At 38.1% G+C, this 1306-nt stretch carries 3 protein-coding genes; all 3 read left to right on the top strand.

Annotation, left to right across the window (positions count from 1 at the left end):
- The coding region (locus BGL48_RS11400) for a protein rep (RefSeq protein WP_176719663.1) at positions 1-515 on the top strand (515 nt) is incomplete at its 5' end.
- Positions 516-650: 135 nt separating this feature from the next.
- On the top strand, positions 651-890 hold the full coding sequence (locus BGL48_RS16145; RefSeq protein ID WP_141698093.1) for a hypothetical protein: 240 nt from the start codon (positions 651-653) through the stop codon (positions 888-890).
- A gap of 52 nt (positions 891-942) precedes the next feature.
- The gene (locus BGL48_RS11405; RefSeq protein ID WP_069362754.1) at positions 943-1266 is read left to right on the top strand and encodes a hypothetical protein; all 324 of its coding nucleotides are present in this window, start codon (positions 943-945) and stop codon (positions 1264-1266) included.
- The last annotated feature ends 40 nt before the right edge of the window (positions 1267-1306 follow it).

Here is a 1306-nt window from a genome sequence, read left to right on the forward strand (position 1 = left end):
CTTTAGAAGTTACTTATAACGGTGACCGTGACGATTATCACCCTCATTATCACGTTTTGGTTTGTGTTCCTTCTGGTTATTTTAAGAAAAACTACATTAAACAGGAAAGATGGTTGGAGTTGTGGCAAGAGGCGACTAAATACCCTCACATAACTCAAGTTGATGTCAGAGCTATTAAACCGAACCCAAAACGCCCAAACAGTGATGATATTAGCTCTGCCGCTGCTGAGGTTGGAAAATATGCTACTAAACCATCTAACTACGTTGTTAAGGGTCCTGATGGTAATTACTACGCCTTTCCTAAGGTTGTTGAGCAGTTAGCAGATAGCATTCGCGGTCGTAAGCTTGTGGCCTTTGGTGGCCTGATGCTTGAATATTCCAAAAATTTAGGTCTTGTTGATGTAGAGTCTGATTCCGTTGATTTAATCAACGTTGGTGAGGATAGCGCAGAGATAACAGCTGTAATGGTTAAGATTTTTCATTGGAATATAGGTTTAAGAAATTACGTTAACTAAAAACACTATTCTCACATAAAAAACCGCTAGTTAAGCGGTTTTTTTTCGCCTTTTGATTAATCAAATTTAAAATTTGACATAATATCATATTTGCAATATGATTAATCAAATTACAAATATGATTGAGGTTTTTAAGTGAAAAAGAGTTCTATTAATACTGCTGAAGCTATATTGCTTTTTGATACCGGTTCCTTAACTTCTTCCTTTGCTGCTCCCTCCGTGGTTTCTTCAGGTTGGATTTTGCATTTTAAGGCTAAGGGGTGCATTTATGTTTTATCTGCTCAACGTGATGACTTAAGGGTTTTTAAGTCTGCTGATGCTGTTATATCAACTGCCAATAAGATTGGATTTAAGGAGGTTACTTTTAACTATTAATTTGAAATTCTTTTACTCAGCGGCAGCATCGTATCGCCCTTAAGGCGCGGAGATGCAAAAGCTGTATTTTACTATTCGCCAGGTAACGCATGATTCAGCATGCGCCCTGACTAACACAATTAATTACGGGAAATTAATCATGTCTATTTTACATTTTACCTCAGAAAGCTTTAGCTCGACACTAAACGATACTCAGGACCTTTTTCTTGCCATTTCGATTTTATTGGATCATCCATCTTCTAGTGACCTTCAGATATCCATTAAATCACTTCTTGACCTTTTGGGTGAGGATTTACAGTCTTTACAGCGATTGAATCTGTTACAGAATCAAGATTCAGGGGGTATGGGGGAAGCCCCCATGGTAAGCGCTCCTTAGCCTTCGCCCTGCTAGACGTTTTTAACGAATAGTTTAACTC

This window comes from Salinivibrio sp. SS3, from assembly GCF_001722105.1.
Lineage (GTDB): Bacteria > Pseudomonadota > Gammaproteobacteria > Enterobacterales > Vibrionaceae > Salinivibrio > Salinivibrio kushneri.

What these genes read in the sequence shown, in the direction of transcription:
- BGL48_RS11405 (WP_069362754.1), top strand. Translation starts at nt 943, where the DNA reads ATGCAAAAGCTGTATTTTACTATTCGCCAGGTAACGCATGATTCAGCA.